Origin of the sequence: Planococcus koreensis (assembly GCF_004761975.1) — a bacterium.
Taxonomy (GTDB): Bacteria; Bacillota; Bacilli; order Bacillales_A; family Planococcaceae; genus Planococcus; species Planococcus koreensis.
The window spans coordinates 25,016-46,418 of sequence record NZ_RQII01000025.1; the positions used below are offsets into that span (position 1 = coordinate 25,016).

Consider the following 21,403-nt stretch of genomic DNA (forward strand, 5'->3'; position numbering starts at 1 on the left):
AGATATTTTGCCTTTTTGAATAGGAGATTTGTTATGACATCAAAATTTGTACACATCCTCGGCGTGCCTTTTATCAAAGCTACGCGCCGCGAGTTTATAGAAAAACTGCAACAGCGCATTGCCCAAAACGACAAAACATTCGTCGTCACCGCCAATCCGGAAATCGTCATGCATTCGCTTCAGGATCCGGCCTACAAAAAGATATTGGATAAAGCGAATTACATTACCGCTGATGGCATCGGTATTGTCAAAGCGGCCGGCTTGATCGGCGATTCATTGCCGGAGCGCGTGAGCGGCTATGATATGATGCTCGACCTACTTGTCCTGGCCAATGAAAAGCACCAGCGCATTTTCTTTTTGGGCGCAGCAGAACCTGTCCTTCAAGAAACGGTACGGCTGGTGAAAGAGCGCTACCCGAACGTTATCGTCGCCGGGCAGCAAAATGGCTTTTTTGATTGGGAAGACCCTGAACTTCCGCAGCGCATCCGCCAATCACAGGCGGATCTTGTGTTTGTGGCGCTCGGTTTCCCGCGCCAGGAGCTATGGATCGGCGGAAACATCGATAAATTCGATAAAGGCGTCTTCATCGGCATCGGCGGCAGTTTCGACGTATTCAGCGGAAACGTCAAACGGGCGCCGGAAATGTGGCAGAAGATGAACCTTGAATGGTTCTACCGGCTAGTGAAACAGCCTTCCCGCTGGAGAAGAATGCTTGTCTTGCCGAAATTCGCTTTGGTGGTACTGCAGCGGAAAGCCAGCAGCAAATGAAGAATACATTGCTCAAAAGCACGCTGATTTTATCCATCGCCGCGCTCCTGTCAAAAATACTCGGAAGCCTGTTCCGCATCCCGCTCCAGAACATCGCGGGGGATGAAGTGCTCGGTATTTTCACGCTCGTCTATCCGGTCTATATGGTGGCGCTGACCTTATCGGTTGCGGGCATTCCGATTGCCATATCGAAACTGATCGCCGAAGCGCGCGCGAAAGGCGACGAGCAGGAAATCAACCATATTTTCAAGGTGTCAGGCGTGCTCGCCAGCCTTTTCGGGCTGACGAGTTTCCTGCTGATTTACGCTTTCTCCCATCAATTGGCTGAAGTGCTAGGCGGCTCTTCTACACGGCCCGCATTGATCGTTGTCGCGTTGACATTGCTCATCGCCCCATACATGGCTGTGTACCGCGGCTTTTTCCAAGGCTATGAAAACATGGCGCCGACAGCAGTGTCGCAGGTCATCGAGCAATTTGTCCGCGTCGGTTTAATCTTGGTTGTTGCGGTCATCATGGTGCAAAATCTTTACAGCGACCAAGAAGTGGCAGGCGGCATCATGATCGGTTCGTTCCTCGGCGCAGCTGCGTCACTCATTTACCTGCGCCTGCTTTATCAGCGCACACATAAAAAGGCCCTGCAAAAAACTGAAGCAAACCACAAACCGTTTTGGAAAACAGGGCGCATGATCCTGAAAATTTCCATTCCGATTGCAATCGGCGCCATTACGATGGCTTTATTGAATCTGGCAGATTCCATAACAGTGCCGGCAGGCCTGAAAAATTACGGCACTTCTGCAGGAGACATCAATTATTTATACGGCATCTACGGCAGGGGCCTCGCACTCGTGCAAATCGTCACAGTGTTCGCCAGCTCCGTCGTTTTGCCGCTCATCCCGTCCATCTCAGCAAAACTCGCCCAACAGGATTCTGAAGGCGTGAAAAAACTGATCAACAATACATTTTTCCTGACTTATGTCATATCGATTCCTGCAGCTGTCGGCTTAGTAGCATTGACGCTGCCGATCAACCGGGCGTTATTTACAGACCTGGAAGGAAGCGCCGTACTTGCCGTCGTTTCGTTCAGTTCACTTTTCACCTCGCTGGCTGTGCTCGGCACCGGTGTTCTCCAAGGCATCAACAAAGCCCGGCTCGGAGCATGGATCATCGTTGCCGGTGTCGTGCTGAAATTGGTGCTGAACCTGATTTTCGTCAATATGTACGGTCTTATGGGAGCGGCGATTTCCACCGCTGTCGTGTATTTTGTGCTTTATCTCATCAACACGTATTTCATCTGGAAATACACGAAATTCAATTTCTTTTCAAAAAAACTCCTATTGGTATCCGTTGCGGGACTCGCGATGGGAGCAGCCGTATGGATGCCTGGAATCTACTTCGATTTCAGTGAACTTTCACGAGTACTTTCATTAATATACGTAACCGTTACAATCACCATCGGAGCGGCCTTCTATTTCGGCTTGCTGATTGCCTTCAAAGCAGTCGGCCCGGAGCTATTGAGCAGAATCCCGATATTCAAGAGATTCGTGTAATTTTCATAAATATCTAAGCTGAACCAAACAAGTGGCATATTGAATCTGCTATACGGGCCATTAGCCATATTAAAATTTATACAAGTAATGAATAAGGGTGTGTAGGCATTGCAAAAAGCGTTAATCGGCGTCATCATCGCCGCCATGATTTTAACAATCCCATCTTGGTACCAACGGATCCAAGCAGAAGAATCCAGCAAAAAAGTGGAAACGATCGTTCCTTATAAACTGCTGCATCAATGGATGGCCGCTGATCCGGATTTGACGCTTGAACAGGCGCTGTCGGATGTCAGGGGAACGGGCGTACAGTCGGTGAGCCTGGAGCCGGATACGGTCCAGACCTTGGAAACGAAAGGGCGGATTACAACCTTAAATGCTGCGCGCATGCGGGAGCATTTGCTGTTGAACAACCAGGAGCCATTGGATGATTATTTCGATCGTGCCGGATTGTTTGTCAATGCGGACTCTGATTATCCGTTTGCGGACATCGCAGCATCCATTTTCGAAGAAACGCGGAATGTGGAAATCAATGGTTATGAGTATACGTTCATTTCAGGAACAGGTTCGGATATTCTGACAACGACGGTCGGCTACGATGAAGAGGCGGCCGCAGCGATTTTGGCAGCCGGCATGGACGTTGTTCCGCGGATCGGCAAATACGAGACGGAAGTTGAAACTGACCGGGTGCTGGATGAATTGCTGGCGCTGAAGCAAGAAGGCATCGACAACATATTGTTTAGCGGGACGGATTTGCTGCTGTCAGACGAACCTGAATTGATGAAACAAGCAATGGCCGATTTGAAAGAGGCGGGCTATTCGCTGTTCAGCATCGAGCTTGCCGAGCAAATCGGTTTTGCAGCTGCTGCATACGCAATGGACTTGGACGTTGTACGCTTGCATAGTGTGCCGGTGACGGAGGACACAATTACGACGACAGCGGAACGCATTGTCCGGGCGGTAAAAGAACGTAACATCCGGGCGATTTTTCTGAACTTGGATACGATCGAGCGTGAAGAATCGATGGATTTGCTCAACGAGCTAAAAACGGAAGTGGACCGCGGCATGCCCGCTTCGTTTGAAAGAGGCAAGTCAGAAACCTTTGTGAAATACGAGGCGCCGTTATGGCAAAAACTCGTCGGGTTGATCGGCGCCGGTGCATTCCTGGCGTTCGGGGCTTTGGCGCTTTTCAAAAAACGCTGGCTGGCGCTTGCAGCAATTGCAGGCACCGTTTTGTTGGCGCTGCTCTATGCAGTGCTCGGCACAAGCCTCATCTTGAAAGCGGCTGCGCTGGCTGTCGGATTAGCAGCGCCGATTGTGGCCATACTGCAGGATCGCAACGAGAGTGCCAAAGGATTTATTCTGAAGGAATACATCAAAGCCCTTGCTGTGACTTTCGTAGGGATTTGGTTTATAATCGTATTGCTTAATGGAAATGAATTCTTGTTAGGTATAGACTCGTTCAGAGGCGTAAAATTGATTTATATCGTGCCGATTGCGGCCGTTTTACTATATGCGATTTGGGAGTACCTCATTCCTTTGATGAAAGAAAGTGTGAAATACTGGCATGTCGCGTTGCTCGGCATAATCGCTGTGCTTGGATTGTATTATATCGGACGCACAGGCAACGAGGGCTCAGTAAGCAATATCGAGGTGCAGGCAAGGCTTTTCCTGGAGAAAATCCTCTATGTTCGCCCGCGGACGAAGGAATTCCTTATTGGATTCCCATTGTTCATCCTGGCGCTGCATATCGGGAGAACGTATAAAATGGCCAGTTACTTCTTGCTGGTCGGGGCAGTGATCGGATTTTTGTCGATGGTCAATACATTCACCCATCTGCACATTCCGCTGTCGATTTCGCTATTAAGAAGTTTATACAGCATCATATTGGGATTAATAATCGGCTATGCGCTGATTCTGCTCTATAACTGGGCAGGGAAGCGCGCCGTTGAAAAGATAAAGGCGAGGTGGCAAGGTTGAGAATAGTTTTATCTGGATATTATGGATTCGACAACGTAGGGGATGAAGCTATTCTTTATGCCATAATCCAATCTTTGCGGGCTTACCAGCCGAAAGTGGAGATCACCGTCCTGTCGAATAAACCTGAAAAGACGGCAGACACGTATGGTGTAGATGCCGTCAATCGGTGGAGTTTGCTGGAGGTCACGCGTGCGCTAAAAAGTGCGGATGGTTTGATCAGCGGCGGCGGAAGTTTGCTGCAGGATGAAACCGGCCGCAAAAGCATCGCGTATTACGCCGGTGTCATGAAGATTGCTCAGCTATTGCGGAAACCGGTGTTCGTTTATGCACAAGGCATCGGGCCGATCAATTTGCGGGCGAACCAGCTGATTGTCAAAAATACATTGCAGTCAGCAAACTTATTGACAGTGCGCGACACGGCTTCAAAAATATTGCTTGAAGAAATTGGCGTCAAAGCGCCGATTGGGCTGGTGCCGGATCCGGTGATGGGTATGGACCCAAGCGGTTTTCAAAGTGACTGGCTCGCCGCCCAATCGTTTACTGGACCGGTCGTCACCGTATCAATTCGCGATTGGACAGAGGAACTTTCTTATTTGGATGAAATCGCCTCCGCTCTTGATAAATTAGCGGAGCGTGGACGTAACATCGTCTTGGTGCCGATGCATGGCAAACACGATTTGTCCACATCGGAGCGCGTCAAAGGCATGATGGCAAACGATGCAACAATCTTTCCACATGACAGCTCCATCGAACAAAAGATGGCTGTCATCAAGGATTCGGATGTGCTGCTTGGTATGCGTCTTCACGCATTGATTTTCGCGGCAGTCGGCTATACGCCGTTTGCTGCAATCTCGTATGACCCGAAAATCGATTCATTCTCTGCAATCGTCGACCAGCAAGTGGTTGGAAGCATCAAGGAACGCGATGTTTTCGCTGACACAATCGTCGAAGCGATCGAGCGCATTCTGTCGAATCCATCCTGCCATATCGATAACTTGAAGAAATTCGTCGAACCGCTCCATGAAAGTGCCGGGGCGACTGCAAAAGCCGTGATCGATGCGCTTGGAAAAGCACCCGATGGCTCACAAAAACCAATCACATACGCTGAAAAAGCGAAATTGCGCAATAGATAAAAAGCAGGCAATCCTTGCCCCATCAGTGATGGGCCAAAGATTGCCTGCTTTTTTTGTTTCTGAATAGATTTTGAATGCCTATTGGCCATTCGGTTTAAGCAGCTTATTGCCTTTGCCGAAAATGACCCAGCTGAACGGAAGGAATTCAAATACCGTACGGACAATGAACCAGCTGCCGAAAAATGCGACGAGAAAACTCAGCGCTTGCCATGAATGGAAGATGAGCGGGTCGCCGCTTGGCAGGAAACCGCGCATGCCCATCAGGAATACGGGGTGGATCAAGTACATGCCGAACGACACCGTGCCAAGCTCTGCCAATATTTTTTTAATAGTAGGCAGCTTTTTCGAATCGATGAAATGGGCGGCCAGGAAAATCACCGCGCACGCAAGCAGGGCGTGTGTGCTCCACGCAAATTCGATTTGGCGGGTGGTGAACACTGTCTGGCCGGTGCGCATTTCATACATCATGTTGACGTAATAATAGATCATCGCCGCGAAGCTGGCTCCGAGCAGCGCAATCCCCGGAAGGCTGCGCCGGCGGTCGGCGAGCCAAGCCATCACGTTTTCATAATAGACGCCGAGGAATGCCCCGAAGAAATAGAACATGAAATAAGAGAATGCCATCGAGCCTTTAGCCGGTACTTGGAAATAAATCGAATTCAAGTAGACCCATGCCCATTGCAAGGCGATGCCAAGGAAAATCGAATATTTCCGGATCCAGCGGAATTTCTTGAACAAAAAGAGCAGCACAGGGAACATCAAGTAAAACTGGACGCTGACAAATACGAAATACAGATGATAGCCTGCTTTTCCTGTGGCGAGCTTGGCCATAAATGTTTCAAACAGCAGCGGGATATCGCTGAAACTGCCGAAAAGGTAGGTGTTCAACCAGAAATAGAAGACGGAGAACACGAGATAAGGGACCAAGATGTACAGCAGCCGCTTCTTATAGAATTGAAGAAACAGCTTAATCGTTAAGTCCCGGTGGTAATAAGTATAGAATAGTATAAAACTGCTCAAAAAAATAAAAGTTGTCGTTCCTATTTTTCCGGCAATATTGAAGAAATTATAAAATGCGAACGCCAGCGAATCTTTGCCGCTGCCGCCGACGCCAGTCGAGCTGGAATGCACGGCGAATACTGCAAACAAAGCGAGCGCCCGTGCGTATTGAATTCCGCTTAAGTGTTTTCTTGGCAAAGCCATCTAATCACCGTTCTTTCTTTAGTTGCCAGGTTGCAGGAACTGCCCCAGCCTTTATGCCCCTACAATTTTATCACATAAAACATAGGTCTTATTAATCTATTGTAAAGGGGGTATAAAGATTTAGTTAAATGGGAAATGATTATAAATTTTTATTGTTCTAATAAATCAGACGTGTTAAACTGAAATCGAATGATTGCGCTTACTTGCTGTGTTCAGAATACATAGAAATACAACTTGCCCCAGTGCTTGTGTGCACAGGCAACAGCTCAGTAGCTGCCGATCGCTCGAAAAAAAACAAAGGATGGTGTCGAATGAAAGGAAAAATCTTTAAAACCGCGATTGCTGTTGCAATGACAGCCAGTGTAATCGGAGTTCAAGCTCCGGGCAATGCACAAGCTGCAGAAGGTGATTTCGAACTGACGATCATGCACACGAATGATACGCACGCGAACTTGGACCAAGTGGCGAAGCGCGCCGGAATCGTCAATGATATCCGTTCGAAAAAACCGAATAATCTATTGCTGGACGCGGGAGATGTTTTCTCAGGAACACTTTACTTCAATACATTCCAAGGGCAAGCGGACGCTGAAATGATGAATTTGATGGGCTATGACGCCATGACTTTCGGCAACCACGAATTTGACCTTGGCGCATCAGACGGCCATGAGGCGCTTGATGAGTTTATGTTCGCGTCTGATTTCCCATTCGTATCGGCGAACGTGGACTTTTCGCAAAACCCATTTATCCAAGATTACCAAAATGCAGAATATACACGAGTATTTGAAGACGGTGAAGTTTATAACGGCATCATCAAAGAAATCGATGGTGAAGAAGTCGGAATCTTCGGTTTGACGACAGAAGAGACAGTAGACATTTCAAGCCCTGGTGATGTAACATTCTCAAACTACATCGAAGCGGCTGAAGGAGCTGTAGCGGCTTTTGAAGCGGAAGGCGTCGATAAAATCATCGCGCTTACGCATATCGGATTTAATGATTCAGCAAAATACGACAATGATTTGACATTGGCTGCAGAAGTTCCAGGAATCGACGTTATCGTTGGCGGACACACGCATACGAAAGTTACACCGCCAGTTGTTGTGGAAAATGGCGACCCGATTGTCATCGTGCAAGCGAACGAATACGGTAAATTCCTTGGCCAATTGGATGTTACATTCGACGATGCCGGCGTTATCACAAGCCATACGGGTACTTTGCATGATGTAGCTGCAACTCAACTGACTCCAGATGCTGAAGTAGCAGCTGCACTTAAACCGTACTCAGACGAAATTGCTGCAATCAAGACCCAACCGACAGGCGCAGAATCAAAAGTTGCCCTTAACGGTGGACGCAGCCAAACTCCAGGAGACGGAGTTGGTGTACGCTCTTCTGAAACGAACCTTGGAAACTTGATCACTGACGGCATGCTTGCAAAAGCGAAAACCGTTGATGCTGAAACAGTAATCGCTGTCCAAAACGGCGGCGGCATCCGTGCATCAATCGATGCTGGACCGATCACTTACGGTGAAGTCTTGACGACATTGCCATTCGGCAACTCGCTTGCAATCATGGACTTGACTGGTGCTGAGCTGAAAACAGCTCTTGAGCACAGTGTTTCTGAATACCCGAACGAATTGGGTTCATTCCTTCACGTAGCGGGCATGAAGTTCACATTCGATCCAACGAAAGCAGCAGGATCGCGCGTCACTTCTGTAAGCGTAAATGAAGGCGGAACATTCACTGCATTAGACACTGCTAAAAACTACAAAGTAGCAACGAACACATTCGTAGCTGCAGGCGGCGATGGCTATACGTCATTCGGCGCAGCTTATAAAGACGGACGCGTATCAGAGCCAGGATTCACGGATTTCGATATGTTCGTTGATCACATTACTTCATTAACAGAAGTAAACCCGGCTGTTGAAGGGCGCATCACAATTGGCGCTTCTGAAGAGCCTGCAGAATTCCCGTTCACTGACGTGGATACAGAAGGATGGGCATACACTTACATCAAAGACTTGTTCGACCGCGGCATCATCAACGGTACAACTGAAACAACATTCTCACCGAAACAAGACTTGCCGCGCTGGCAGGCAGTAACGCTGATGGTCCGTACGTTAGGTTTGGAAACTGAAAATGCACCAAAATCGAAGTTCACGGATATCGGCAACTTGCCGCCTGAGCGCCAAGCTGAGATCAACGCTGCCTATGCTGCAGGATTGATCAAAGGTGCTACAGACACGAAATTCAACCCGAACGCGAAAATCTCGCGCGACCATTTCGCATTGATCATGAACCGCATGTACGAAAAAGACAATGGCGAGTACAAGTATACAAACGTAGCGCCATTCAAAGACATCAGCAAGCTTGATGCAGAAACGAAAAAAGCAATCACAATGCTTTATGACTTCAAAATTGTCGAAGGCTATGAAAACAACTACATGCCGGCTAAACTCACTTCACGTGAAGAAACAGCTAAAGTGTTCTCATTGTACTTGCCTTACGCAGCAAAATAACAGCACGCTAAAAAATCCCTCCGTCGCCGGATATCCGGCAACAGAGGGATTTTTTTAGCGTTCAGGCAAACTTTCGAGATAGGCGTCCGACAAGCTTTCAAGTTTGAGGATGCGGTCATAATCTTCTTTAAAGCGGCTGAAATCCTCCAGCGGCGCTTCGGTTTCAAGGTCATAGGCGTTGCCGTCTTCAAAGCCTTTTTCCGGCATGAACAAAATCTCATCGTTCCAGAACGAACCGGCCGGCATATAATAGCGCGCACCAAGCAGGTTGCTGTCATGGTTCAACAGATCCTGTCCGAAAATGATTTGGTCATCAAGCGGGATGCCCAGCATGTTCGCGAGCGTCGGCATAATGTCGAGCTGGCCGCTGGTGCCTTCAAAAGTTTCGCCTTGGTCGGTAATGCCCGGCGCATGGACGACAAACGGCACGTTCAAACGGTCGAGCGTCTTATATTCGTGTCCCAGCAATTCGCTGACCAAATCGACATCGTTCTCGCTGATGGCGCTTTGCTGCAAGCCGAAATGATCGCCATAAATGGCGATGACGCTATTGTCGTAAATGCCTTCAGCTTTTAATTGTTCAATAAAATCATGGATGACGCGGTCGGTATAATGCATCGAAATCAAGTAATCGCCGGTCAGCGAATTGTCGAAATGAGCGGGCAGCTGCAATTCTTTTTTATCCGCCGGCAGCTTGAATGGATGATGGCTTGTCAGGCCGACAAGATGCGCATAAAACGCTTTGCCTTGTGCAGTTTGTTCCTGCAGCACGGGCAGCGCTTTCTGGAACATCACTTCATCGGATGGGCCGATGCCGATGACATCTTCTTCACCGAAAAATTGGCCATGGTAATATTCACTAAAGCCAAGTGCTGGATACAGCTCATCGCGATTCCAGAATTCGACATCATCGGCATGGAACGTCATCGTCGAATAATCGAGGTTATTCAACAAGCGCGGCAAACTCGGAAATTTTTTATTGCCATAGGTTTGCGATGTCGGATTGAACGCGAGCGGATAAAGTGATGTGTTGACGATAAACTCGGCATCGGATGTATTGCCGGGGCCGGTCTGCTGAGCCGTGTCCGGGAAATAAAAGCTGCCGCCGAGCATATTGTTCAAATGAGGCATGACTTCCTGGCCGCCGACTTCGAGGCCAATCGGGAAGCTTTGCATCGATTCCACTTGGATGATGATCAAATTGCGCCCGCGGGCATCGCCGAAAAATTTACGCTCCGCAACAGGAAGAAATTCGAGTTTTTTCAACTCGCGGATTTCTTCTTTGAATTCAGCTGCGTTTTCAATGCCCGGATTGCTCTGCGCCAAGGCTTCAGGGCCAAATACGATTTCAAGCGCTTCGTATGTGAGGATGCCTTTTTCTTGCGCCGCAATGACGTTATTGGCGATCATTTCATCTTTGTGGATGACGAAGTTAATAGCTGAAATGGCCAGACCCAGAACCAGCAGCGGCAGCACGATGGACTTGCGGTCGACCGGCTTGCTGTGGATCGGGTATTTATTGGCCGCAAGGAGCACCAGCAAAACGGCGATGTCCAGGAAAAACAGGATATACACCGGATTCAATAATGCCGTTACACTGTCGCTGATCGTGCCCACCTGTCCAGCCTGGAACAGCGCGAAATATGTGGCGATGCGCCCAAAAAACGAATAATACATAATGACTGCCAAAAACAGCGTCGACAGCACGAGGCTCAGCAGCAAGTAGAACCCAGGCTTCCATTTAATTGCGATCAACTCGATAATCGCCGCAAAGACGACGATGTAACTGAGTTCCAGAACGACCGCCTGCCAAATGCTGAACTCTTCAAACAACAGAAACCGCAGCAGAATCACCTTGCTCAGCAGAAATGCTGTAATGATAAAGAAATGGCTTCTGAAAAAACCAAACCGTTTGTCCTTCTCCATAATCAACCACCTAATTCTTTTTCCATTTTATTTCCTTGCTCTTATTGTTCGTTAATATGGCCTAGAAGTCAAGGGTAGGATAGATTGAATGAACTAGGAGAGTCTGGTAAAATTACATGACTATGTATATCGGAACGGGAGGGCAACATGCGTAATTATTTGATCGTATTATTAATCATTGCGACTGGTTCCATGCTATTTGCGGCAGGGTGGTTCGCCTTTGGCGAAGACCAAGCATATGACGTCGTGGTGTTCGGTGGAGAGCCTGAAGGCGTAGCCGCTGCGGTGGCTGCGGCGCGGAACGGCAGCAAAACCTTGTTGGTGGCTGAAGAAGAGCGGCTCGGTGGGCTGATGACGAAAGGCATGCTCAATTTTCTGGACCTCAGCACGGACATGGACGGCAATCCGCTGAATACAGGGATTTTCCAGGAATGGCATGAACGTGTCGGCGGCCAGGTCGGCTTTGACATCGAAGCCGCAGAAACAGCTTTCCATGAACTGGTGGAAGGGGAAGAAAATCTGACGCTCATCGCCGGCGCTGAACTCGAAGGCATCGTAAAAGAAGGCAGCCAGCTGGTTGGTGTGAAGGTGACGGATGCGGAAGGCGAGACAGTGGCCGTCTCTGCGAAACGCTTTATCGACAGCACCAAAGACGCGGACCTTGCTGCAGAAGCGGGAGCGCCGTATTATATCGGCGGTGAAGACGTCGGAGTCGAAGACCGCAGAATGGCTGTGACGCTGATGATCCACTTGAAAGGGGTCGATTGGCACGGCATCCAGCTCGCAGCGAAAAACGGTGTTTTTGGCGGAGGAAGCGTGAACGGCAATACGGCATGGGGCTTCGGCGAACTCCATTTCGATTACATGCCGCATTTTAAAAAAGAGACGCGGCTGCGCGGACTCAACATCATGCGCCAAAGCGACAACACGATTGTCATCAACGCGCTGCAAGTTTTCGGCATTGACGGGCTAGACCCGGAGTCGCGGGCCAAAGCGATTGAAATCGGTAAAGAAGAAACCGGTTATATCGTAGAATTCCTGCGTGAAAACTTCCCAGGTTTCGAAAATGCGGAAGTGGCCAGTTACCCGGAAGAGCTTTACATCCGGGAAACCCGCCACGTGAAAGCGGAATACCAGCTGCCGCTCAGCGATGTCTGGGAATTCAAAGACCATTGGGACAGCATCGGCTTCGGCGGATACCCAGTCGATGAACAAGCGACTTCTATAGAAGATTACGGTGCAGTCTACAGCAGCCCCGTGCAATACGCCATCCCTTTCCGATCGCTGGTGCCGCTCAAAGTCGACGGCTTGCTTGTTGCGAGCAAAGCATCCGGCTATAGTTCGCTGGCGGCCGGCAGTGCACGCGTTTTGCCGGCAGGCATGACAACAGCGCAAGCGGCGGGGACCGCTGCGGCATTGTCGATTGAAGAAGAGACAGGATTCAGGGAAATGGCTGCTGACAAAGCGCTGATCCATGAGCTGCAGGAACGCCTCAAACAGCAAGGGACGAATCTGTATCCGTTCGAACTGGCTTATCCGTATCAAGGCGAATGGTTTTATCCACAGCTGAAAGCGCTGCTGAACCTGGGCCTCATCAAAGGGGCATATGAAAATAAGATGCCTGTTGACGAGCCGATGGCGATCAAGGACTTCACGCTGATCCTCAATAAAGGCGCATCCCGCATTGCCGGCCTCGCTGGCAGTGACGCCAAGCCGGCAGTCCAGTTGTCTGAGGATGAAACGGAACTGCAGCGTGACAAAGCCGCTGAGCTGGTGCTGCAATTGACCGGTGAAGAGCTTGCGGGAACGGATGTATGGAAGCAAGCCATTAGCGCGGGCCTAGTAGACGAAACACTGCAGGAACGTTTGCAGGAAAACCGCCCGCTCAATGGGGCAGAAGCATATAGCTTGGCTGCTGCTGCGTTGGAGAAGTTAAAGAATGGGCAATGAAATTTCTACTGGGAAAAAGCTCTTCGCTTCGGCGAAGAGCTTTTTTATTGGGGGAGGTTTTGCAGGTTCTTGCGTTAACATGACCTAGCGAGATATTAACATGAACTGTTTCGAGTTTAACCGGCATTAGTGGAGTAAAGTCTCTCTGAGATCCAAGTTCAAAAGCAAAATTGGAAAAGCCTAACACAGCTGCCGGCTGTGTTAGGCTCCTTTACAAGCACTTGCGCATTTCGCTCAGGCGAAATGCATCCAACTGTGGTTTTGGATAGAAGGTTTCTCTCGTTAACATGAACTGATTCGGCGTTAACATGATCAAGTGGGAAGTTAACATGAAGTGCGGGAGAATCATCACGACCTAGCCACTTGTTAACATGAACTGTTTAGCATTTAACATGACCTAGCATGGGAGAGTCCCTTTTAGGAGAGAGCAAAAAAGTGAAGCATCGCCCCACGATTCAAGTTCTAGCGCATAAATGGAAAAGCCATTCGCCACGGCGAACGGCTCCTTTATAAGCACTTGCGCATTTCGCCTTGGCGAAATGCAACCATTTGTGGTTTTGTATAGAAGGTTTCTCTCGTTAACATAAACTAAATCGGCGTTAACATGACTTAGCCAGAAGTTAACATGAAGTGTGGGAGAATCAACATGACCTAGCAGGACTTTAACATGAACTGTTTGAAATTTAACCGGCACTAGCGATGAAGCGGCTCTAAAACTTCCAGATCATAATTGGCAAAGTCCGCTTGAACAGCTCTTTCAATAGAAGCATTCACCTCATTGAAATGCTTCTATTAAGTTTGTGTAAGTCTTTTTGAATAGCGTTGACGAAGAGCTGGGGATTCGCTAGAGTTAAAGAAGTAAATAGATAAAAATGTAAATTATTGATGTTAATAGTTAATAATTTACATTAATACAAGAAAGGATAGACATGCATAATACCTGCCCATGAAGTCCATTTTCCAGAAAAGAGGAGGAACACATTAAGATGGCCAAAACCAATTGGAATAAGGGAATAAAAGTTTTACTCTCGGCTGGGTTAGCTGCAAGTTTATGGCTGCCAGGTTCACAAGATACGGTTCAAGCTGCTACTGCGGCAAGCGATCTTTTGATTTCGGAATACGTTGAAGGAAGCAGCATGAACAAGGCGGTCGAACTTTATAACGGCACTGGGGCTTCAGTCAATTTGAGCTCGTATTCGCTATCCCTTTATTCGAATGGCAGCACATCCCCGCAAAGCGAAGTGAATTTGTCCGGCACGCTCGCAAACGGTGAAACGTTTGTTGTCTATCATGGCAGTGCGTCAACTGCGATCAAAGGCCAAGGCGATTTGCGGAATGACAGCGTCATTAATTTCAACGGAGATGATGCGTTGGTGCTGGAGAAGTCTGGCGCGGCAATCGATTCCATCGGCCAGGCCGGTGCGCGCGTCAATAATATCGCCGACGTCACGCTCGTGCGAAATGCGGACGTAACGTCCGGAGATCGCGTCATCAATGATGCGTTCAGCCCATCTGCACAATGGACAGCTTATCCATCAGACACCTTCAGCAAACTCGGAGCGCACACCATGAACGGCTCAAGCACGGTGCCGAACGAGGCTCCGGTCGCGACGAAAACGTTTGTGAATGAACAAATTCAAACGGGAGCGAGTCTGCAATACGATCTGCGTGAGTATTTCTCGGATCCTGAAGGGCAGAGCCTTTCATTCTCAGCGACGAAAGGGACCGTATCCGGTTCTGTACTGACTCTCGATTTGCCGGAAGGTTCACATATTGTCGGAGTGACCGCGAGCGACGGCAACCAAAGCGTCACCCAGTCGTTCTCAGTGACTGTCAGCGCTTCAGCTCCTGCAACTGGCTATTACGAAACAGCAGCGGGTTTGCAGGGGCCGGCGTTGAAAGCGGAACTGCATGAAATCATCGATGGCCACCAGCAGCTCAGCTATTCAGGCGTATGGGATGCATTGAAAGTAACGGATGAAGACCCGAACAATCCGAATAACGTCCTCTTGCTGTATACTGGCGAATCGCGCTCGAAGCTTCTGAATGGCGGTGATGTCGGCGACTGGAACCGTGAACACACGTGGGCAAAATCGCATGGTGATTTCGGGACGGCAATGGGAGCGGGAACTGATATCCATCATTTGCGCCCGACCGATGTGCAAGTGAACGGTCTGCGCGGCAACCTTGATTTTGATTTCGGGGGCAGCACGGTGAGTGGCTGTGATGGCTGTTTGCGCACGTCGACTTCGTGGGAACCGCCGAATAATGTGAAAGGCGACGTAGCGCGTATGCTGTTTTACATGGCGGTCCGCTACGAACCGGGCGACCCAGTCGACCTTGAGCTAAACGACCAATTGAATAACGGGACAGCGCCTTACCACGGAAAACTTTCAGTATTGCTCCAATGGCATGCGCAAGATCCTGTCAGCGCTTGGGAACAACAGCGCAATGAAAAAATTCAAGCGATTCAAGGCAACCGCAATCCATTTATCGACCATCCGGAATGGGCTGAATCCATCTGGTAATTGAAAAGAGTTGTTCGTGTGCTTGGCGCACAAACAACTCTTTTTGCATTATAGGTATATAACATAAATATATTTTCGTTATATCTTCAATATTTTTACACTTATATAGGCTGAATGGGCAATGAGTTTGAAATATTACAAAATCTTAATGAAGCGCTTACAAACGAAATGTATAATAAATCCTGTAACTCAAAAAAAATCCAAGGAGTGGAGCAATTTGACCAAAAGTTCGTTCAGTAAGATTTTTCTAAGTCTTTTACTGGCCTTATCCGCTGTCCTGCCTTTCATGGCAACAGCAAATGCCGCAGACCCGATTACGGTAGCGGATGCCATTGCAAATAATACAGGAACGGCGACCGTGAAAGGATATATCGTGGGAGTGGCCAATAGCGGCACGAGCTACGATCAGGAAGCTCCTTTTACAGGTGGCACCAACGTTGGTCTAGCGGATTCTCCGGATGAAACAGATCCTAAGAAAATTCTGCCGGTACAATTGCCTTCAGGCTCTGTACGTGCAGGAGTGAATCTTGTCGATAACCCTTCAAACTTCAAAGCACAAGTAACAATCACAGGAACGCTCGGCGCTTACTTCACAGTTCCAGGCCTCCGCAGTGCATCTGCTTACACAATTTTATCGGAAGGCGAAGCACCGCCTGAACCAACTGCAGTCGACACGCTTGCTGAGGCACGTACAACACCAGGCGAGCTGATCTCAGTTGAAGGCACAGTGACAACTGGAACGGGCTTCTGGGGCGGAAACGCGTTCTACATCCAGGACGAAACTGCCGGGATTTATGTCTATACATCAAGTGCAAAAGTAGCGCCTGGCGATAATGTGCGCCTCGTGGGTACAGTATCCGAGTATTCCGGCGAACTGCAATTCCAGCCGAATACAATAGAAGTCCTTTCTTCAAACAACGAAGTGCCAGCTCTGCAGGAAATCACTCCAGCTGGCGTCAATGAAGATACGCAAGGCGAATTGGTTGAACTTAAAAACGTGACGATCACGGGCCTTACGGCAGTGAACTCATTCGGTACGTTCGAATTCACGGCAACACATGAAAACGGCGAGAGCGTCGTCATCCGCAATGATAACCGCAACGGATTGACGTACGAACGCTTCATGCAGCAATACAAAGAAGGCGATTTGGTCCATGTTTCAGGAATCGCTTCGAAATACAACGATTCGTACCAAGTGAAAACGCTTGGCATCGAAAGTTTTGACCTCGTCAACAAGCCAGCAGTATACACAGATGTCTTCCCAGGCGTCGTTTCTCAAGGCGTAGAGATCAATCTCCAATCCGGCTGGGAAAACGCAGCGATCTATTACACGTTGGACGGCTCAACGCCAACGGCTGCAAGCACACTTTACACAGCACCAATCACATTGACAGAAGACGTGGCCATCAAAGCCATCGCAGTGGGCGCTGAAACGTCGGAAGTCTTCACATTCAAATACACCGTCTTGAAAACAGCGGACCTGAAAATCCGTGATATCCAAGCGAAAAAGCATTTCACGAACTACGAAAACGTAGCGGTAAATGAAATCACGGGCGTCATTACGCATTTCTATAACGGCGCAAACTTTGTCATCCAAGATACAAATCCAGATAATGATAATACAACGTCTGAAGCCATCCTCGTCAACCGCTCAAGCGCGAGCAGTTCATTCAGTGTCGGCGACGTGGTAACAGTTGCCGGAACAGTGGAAGAATGGTTCTACAGCGGCTATTCGGACATGAAGGAAAATGACCTTCCGTTGACACGCATCCGTTCAACAGAAGTCGTGAAAGACGGCACGGCTGAACTTCCTGCACCATTGCTTATCGGCGAAGACGTATTCCCGCCGACTCAAAACATCGACGATGACGGATTGACTACATTCGATCCGAAAGAAGACGGCGTTGATTTCTGGGAATCCTTAGAGTTGATGCGAGTTGGCGTAGCTGACGCACAAATCGTCGGACCGCAGGATTACGGCGAAGTGTTCGTTGTATCAAAAAACGCGACTAATAACGAGTTCCACAAAATGGGCGGCATCCTTCTTGCTGAAGATGACTACAACCCGGAACGCATAACAGTTAAGACAGGCGAAGATTTTATTGCCAAAGCGGGTGATACGTTCGCTGAAGCGCCAGTCGGCGTCCTTGGCTACGGCTTCGGAAACTACCAGATCTGGACAAACGAAAACGAATTGCCAGAAAAAATTGACGGCGGAACCCAGCCGGAACAAACATGGATCGAAAACGCAGATGACAAATTGACGGTCGCAGCGTATAACGTCGAGAACTTCTCGGCAGATCCAAGCCACACTAGCGATGAAAAAGCAGCGCGCATCGGCAAATCATTCGTCAACGACTTGAACTCGCCGGACATCATCACGATGGTCGAAGTACAAGACACGGACGGCCCGATTGCATCAGGAAACTCTGACGCAACAGGAAGCTACGAGCGCTTGATTGCAGCAATCGAAGCAGCTGGCGGACCAACTTATGCGTGGACTGACATCGCACCTGAATACAACCAGGACGGCGGACAGCCAGGCGGGAACATCCGCGTCGGCTATCTGTACAACCCGGAACGCGTCACACTTTCTGAAGGCACGAAAGGTACAGCGACTCAAGATACAACATGGGTGGACGGCGAATTGTCATTGAACCCTGGACGCATCCAACCGTTCGCTATGCCGAACACACGCAAGCCAGTAGCAGCACAATTCGAATTCCAAGGTGAAGAAGTGGTTGTCATCGGCGCCCACTTGAACTCGAAAGGCGGCGACCAAGGTCTATTCGGCCAGAACCAGCCTCCATTCCTTGGTTCAGTTGAAGAACGCATCAAATTGGCTACAGCTATCAACGAATTTATTGCAGATGGCCTTGCACAAGACCCTGACTTGAACGTCATCGTTGCAGGCGACATGAACGATTTCGAATTCACACCAGCACTTGAAGCATTAAAAGGCGACATTTTGACGAATAAAGTCGAAGATGTGCCATTGGAAGACCGCTTCTCTTATTATTACCAAGGCAATTCACAAGTGCTTGACCACTTGCTGGTAACGAATAATTTGGCAGCCAACACAGAATTGGACATGGTCCACATCAACGCATTGTTCATGGAAGAACACGGACGCGCGTCTGACCACGATCCATTATTGGCGCAAATCACATTCAAACAGCCAGCAGTCCCTGGCGAGCAGGAAGCAGAGCCTGACACAACAGGTGAAACAGCTGTCGTCACAGCTGGAGAATTCAACGAAGAAGGCGAATTGACGATTGAATTCACAGAAGGCACAGTCGAAGCATTGCTTGAAAGCGGCAAAGACCTATTGATCGACTTGCCGACAGCAGATTTGACTTTGTCAGCAGAAAACCTTCAGCAAATCGCAGCAGCAGCTGGCGAAGGCTTCAACCTGGAACTGGCAGTTGAAGACGCGGCAACAGTAGACAGCCGCCCGGCATTGACGCAGCAAATCAACATGGCCATCACAGACGCTGAAGGCAATGAAATTCCTGTCAACTTCACGTCAAGCGTAGAACTGGCATTTGAAACGGACAGCAAGATCAAAATTCAATTCGGTGCACGCGAAGACGAGAATGGCAAATGGAAAATCATCCAAGGCGAACTTGACGGCTCAACGTTCACCCTAAGCATCAACGAACTGGGCAACTACACAGTCGTCACGAACAAAGGGCAAGCGAAGAAGAAATAAAAATGTCGAAAGACCCGAGGCGCTGATGCGCCTCGGGTCTTTTTTTTGTGGAGAGATTTTATACGTTGATCTGTGCTTTTTTGGCGTTAACATGACTTAAATTGGGTTTAACATGAAGTATATCGAAGTTAACATGAAGTGCGAGAGAATCAACATGATCTAGCCAGCGGTTAACATGTTCTGTTTAGCATTTAAGATGAATTAGCATGGGAGAGTCCCTTTTAGGAGAGAGCAGAAAAGTGTAGCATCGCCCCATGATCAAAGTTCAAGAGCGTAAATGGAAAAGCTGTCCGCCTCGGCGGACGGCTCCTTTTCAAGCACTTGCGCATTTCGCCCAGGCGAAATGCATCCATCTGTGGGTTTGGGGAGAAGGTTCTCGTGTTAACATGACCTAAATCGGAGTTAACATGATCTAACGAGAAGTTAACATGAAGTGCGAGAGATTCAACATGACCTAGCCAGCGGTTAACATGAACTGTTTGGAAGTTAACCGGCACTAGCAGAAAAGTAACTCTCCACAATCCAGGTTCAAAAGCGTAAATGCAAAAAAAGCTATTGGTGATAGGTGCGATTTCTTCGTCCCCCGACTTCGATTAGTCCTTTGCGTTTAAGGACGCGTTTAGCTGCATCGAGATCAGTCAGCCCAAGAAAGTTTTTGCATTCATTGGTGTTGATCGTGGATTTGCATAGCATAAACCAATGATCGACCGCCTCTAAATGAGCATCTTTGCTATAGAGATTGCAGAATTTGCATTCCCAGCGGCGGCCGGTGCGCTCCATTTTCCGGAGTTGGCAGCGCGGGCAGAATACCCCTTTTTCAATATCGCTCAGAGGGATACCGTATTTAGTGGAAAGTGGGAAAAGTTGATATTCGAGATCGAAGGAGAGAAGGCTTTGCGCCAGTTGTTCCATTTGAGCGGGAGTCAAAAGTCTCGTGTGAATGTTTCTTCGGTTTAGCTGAATCAATACTTCATCAGCTGACCAAACTGTTGCACCAGGGGGCACATTTTCGATGAATTGAGAAGAGTAAGCCATCACAACCGCGGTTTCTACTGGCAGTGGGCAATTAAAGCTTTTCAGTATACTTTCCATTTTAATTTTTGCCGTCTCTGCTTGAATGACAGGGCTCCGGAAAAATCGGCGCTGGCCGTTCAATGCGGTTTGGTCCAGCGCGCTCGGGTTGCTTCGAAGGCGCAGCTGGCCACCAAGGTTCTTGATTTCCAAAATAATGACACAATCCTCAGTAATAATCAGTGTATCGATTTGGGCGCGGTTTGGTAATTGTAAATCTTGGATAATCAAAAATGGATAATCCGGTTCAAAATAGGAAAGTGCATCGTCGACGCGTTCTTCGCCACCGATGCCTGCGACATGATTGTAAAGTGCATCGGAAATCATCGTGCGTTTTGGATGATTTGGAGCCAACCTTTTCAGCATCGCTTCATACCCGGCAATTTTTGCTGGTTTGTCGCGGTATTTCATAATCATTAGCATCACCTCCAGAAGAGTGTATCAGGTATCTGAATTAAATTCCATAAATATCCAAATGTCATATTTGAAAGCCCTATACACAGCAAAAATGAAATTTGAAGCGCTACAGAAAAAGTCGGAATACGAGTTATAAGCCATATCTTGGTTAAAGTTCTGCACATGGAGTCACTTTCCCATTTCGCCTGGGCGAAATGCATCCATCTATGGGTTTAAATAGAAGGTTCTCAAGTTAACATGACCTAAATCGGGCTTAACATGATCTAACGAGACATTAACATGAAGTGCGAGAGATTCAACATGACCTAGCAGGAGGTTAACATGAACTGTTTAGACTTTAACCGGCACTAGCGGAAAAGCGACTCTTCACGATCCAAGTTCAAAATCCTAAATGGAAAAGCTGTCTGCCTCCGCGGACAGCTCCTTCTCAAGCACTTTCGCATTTCGCCTTGGCGAAATGCATCCATCTGTGGGTTTAGATAGAAGGTTCTCAAGTTAACATGACCTAAATCAGAGTTAACATGATCTAGCAAGAAGTTAACATGAAGTATGGAAGAATCAACATGAACTAGCAGCAGCTTAACATGAACTGTTTGGACTTTAACCGGTACTAGCAGAAAGCACCTCTCAACCATTCACTTTTCAATTTAAAAAGCTC

At 48.4% G+C, this 21,403-nt stretch carries 11 protein-coding genes; 8 read left to right on the top strand and 3 right to left on the bottom strand.

Going from position 1 to position 21,403, the window contains the following annotated elements; all coding sequences use genetic code 11:
• Nucleotides 1-33 precede the first annotated feature (33 nt).
• The 4 genes from EGV91_RS05850 to csaB all read left to right on the top strand — a co-directional run bounded on the left by EGV91_RS05850 (nucleotide 34) and on the right by csaB (nucleotide 5,425).
• Nucleotides 34-768, top strand: coding sequence for a WecB/TagA/CpsF family glycosyltransferase (locus EGV91_RS05850; RefSeq protein ID WP_135501606.1), 735 nt, complete (start codon nucleotides 34-36; stop codon nucleotides 766-768).
• A complete protein-coding gene (locus EGV91_RS05855) occupies nucleotides 765-2,315 on the top strand; it encodes a putative polysaccharide biosynthesis protein (protein ID WP_135501608.1) in 1,551 nt (516 codons plus the stop codon). The genes EGV91_RS05850 and EGV91_RS05855 overlap by 4 nt, the downstream gene beginning before the upstream one ends.
• Before the next feature lie 108 nt (nucleotides 2,316-2,423).
• The gene (locus EGV91_RS05860) at nucleotides 2,424-4,292 is read left to right on the top strand and encodes a DUF5693 family protein (RefSeq protein ID WP_135501610.1); all 1,869 of its coding nucleotides are present in this window, start codon (nucleotides 2,424-2,426) and stop codon (nucleotides 4,290-4,292) included.
• The gene (csaB, locus tag EGV91_RS05865; RefSeq protein ID WP_338325021.1) at nucleotides 4,280-5,425 is read left to right on the top strand and encodes a polysaccharide pyruvyl transferase CsaB; all 1,146 of its coding nucleotides are present in this window, start codon (nucleotides 4,280-4,282) and stop codon (nucleotides 5,423-5,425) included. The genes EGV91_RS05860 and csaB overlap by 13 nt, the downstream gene beginning before the upstream one ends.
• Before the next feature lie 78 nt (nucleotides 5,426-5,503).
• Here csaB and EGV91_RS05870 read toward each other — a convergent pair whose 3' ends face one another.
• Nucleotides 5,504-6,628 carry an acyltransferase gene (locus EGV91_RS05870; RefSeq protein WP_135501614.1) on the bottom strand — a complete coding sequence of 375 codons (1,125 nt, stop codon included), beginning with the start codon at nucleotides 6,626-6,628 and terminating at the stop codon, nucleotides 5,504-5,506.
• 311 nt (nucleotides 6,629-6,939) lie between these two features.
• On the opposite strand from EGV91_RS05870, the gene EGV91_RS05875 reads away from it, so the two are divergent.
• On the top strand, nucleotides 6,940-9,141 hold the full coding sequence (locus tag EGV91_RS05875; RefSeq protein WP_135501616.1) for a 5'-nucleotidase C-terminal domain-containing protein: 2,202 nt from the start codon (nucleotides 6,940-6,942) through the stop codon (nucleotides 9,139-9,141).
• 54 nt (nucleotides 9,142-9,195) lie between these two features.
• On the opposite strand, the gene EGV91_RS05880 is transcribed toward EGV91_RS05875, so the two are convergent.
• Entirely contained in the window at nucleotides 9,196-11,067 is a 1,872-nt protein-coding gene (locus tag EGV91_RS05880; protein ID WP_135501618.1) for an LTA synthase family protein, read from the bottom strand.
• Between the two features lie 147 nt (nucleotides 11,068-11,214).
• On the opposite strand from EGV91_RS05880, the gene EGV91_RS05885 reads away from it, so the two are divergent.
• From EGV91_RS05885 to EGV91_RS05900, 3 genes are all read left to right on the top strand, one after another.
• Entirely contained in the window at nucleotides 11,215-13,017 is a 1,803-nt protein-coding gene (locus tag EGV91_RS05885; RefSeq protein ID WP_135501619.1) for an FAD-dependent oxidoreductase, read from the top strand.
• A gap of 986 nt (nucleotides 13,018-14,003) precedes the next feature.
• A complete protein-coding gene (locus tag EGV91_RS17340) occupies nucleotides 14,004-15,545 on the top strand; it encodes an endonuclease (RefSeq protein ID WP_241666117.1) in 1,542 nt (513 codons plus the stop codon).
• A gap of 217 nt (nucleotides 15,546-15,762) precedes the next feature.
• Complete coding sequence (locus EGV91_RS05900) at nucleotides 15,763-19,257, top strand: DUF6359 domain-containing protein (RefSeq protein WP_135501621.1); 3,495 nt, start codon at nucleotides 15,763-15,765, stop codon at nucleotides 19,255-19,257.
• A gap of 552 nt (nucleotides 19,258-19,809) precedes the next feature.
• On the opposite strand, the gene EGV91_RS05905 is transcribed toward EGV91_RS05900, so the two are convergent.
• The gene (locus EGV91_RS05905) at nucleotides 19,810-20,745 is read right to left on the bottom strand and encodes a nuclease-related domain-containing protein (RefSeq protein WP_158290571.1); all 936 of its coding nucleotides are present in this window, start codon (nucleotides 20,743-20,745) and stop codon (nucleotides 19,810-19,812) included.
• Between the last annotated feature and the right edge of the window lie 658 nt (nucleotides 20,746-21,403).

What these genes read in the sequence shown, in the direction of transcription:
- EGV91_RS05850 (WP_135501606.1), top strand. Translation starts at nt 34, where the DNA reads ATGACATCAAAATTTGTACACATCCTCGGCGTGCCTTTTATCAAAGCT.
- EGV91_RS05855 (WP_135501608.1), top strand. Translation starts at nt 765, where the DNA reads ATGAAGAATACATTGCTCAAAAGCACGCTGATTTTATCCATCGCCGCG.
- EGV91_RS05870 (WP_135501614.1), bottom strand. Translation starts at nt 6,628, where the DNA reads ATGGCTTTGCCAAGAAAACACTTAAGCGGAATTCAATACGCACGGGCG.
- EGV91_RS05875 (WP_135501616.1), top strand. Translation starts at nt 6,940, where the DNA reads ATGAAAGGAAAAATCTTTAAAACCGCGATTGCTGTTGCAATGACAGCC.
- EGV91_RS05880 (WP_135501618.1), bottom strand. Translation starts at nt 11,067, where the DNA reads ATGGAGAAGGACAAACGGTTTGGTTTTTTCAGAAGCCATTTCTTTATC.
- EGV91_RS05885 (WP_135501619.1), top strand. Translation starts at nt 11,215, where the DNA reads ATGCGTAATTATTTGATCGTATTATTAATCATTGCGACTGGTTCCATG.
- EGV91_RS17340 (WP_241666117.1), top strand. Translation starts at nt 14,004, where the DNA reads ATGGCCAAAACCAATTGGAATAAGGGAATAAAAGTTTTACTCTCGGCT.
- EGV91_RS05905 (WP_158290571.1), bottom strand. Translation starts at nt 20,745, where the DNA reads ATGATTATGAAATACCGCGACAAACCAGCAAAAATTGCCGGGTATGAA.